General features: G+C 56.6%; 1 protein-coding gene. It reads right to left on the bottom strand.

What is annotated here, in order from left to right; all coding sequences use genetic code 11:
* Nucleotides 1–46: 46 nt before the first annotated feature.
* Nucleotides 47–325, bottom strand: a 279-nt coding sequence (locus tag J0A68_RS22580; protein WP_206580513.1) for a transposase, incomplete at its 5' end; no start/stop codon positions are given.

Here is a 325-nt window from a genome sequence, read left to right as displayed (position 1 = left end):
TTTTGTGGTCGGGACATAGCTTCGCCAACCCGATAAAAGTCAGGAATCAGAATGGGGTTGGGACTGGGGCAAAGACTGCCTTTGGCGGGCCGCGTTTGGGCAGGCGCTGGATGCTGACCATGGATTCCTTTTGGCAGCAGGGACAGTAGCGTGGATTGTAGGTTTCCAGAATCCTGGGTTCCTTTTCCGGTATCGGAACTCCAAGCTCCCGGTGGATCAGCGGAATGGTGAGCTGCTTAGCCGAACTGCCCAAGATCCCGAAGTGGCGGATCCGCACCAGTCCCCGGGGCAGGATATGGAGTGAGAATCTCCGGATAAACTCCAG

Source organism: Algoriphagus oliviformis (genome assembly GCF_017254915.1).
Lineage (GTDB): Bacteria > Bacteroidota > Bacteroidia > Cytophagales > Cyclobacteriaceae > Algoriphagus > Algoriphagus oliviformis.
Note: the sequence above shows the minus strand (reverse complement) of the source record. Positions and strands in the feature narration are given on the sequence as shown.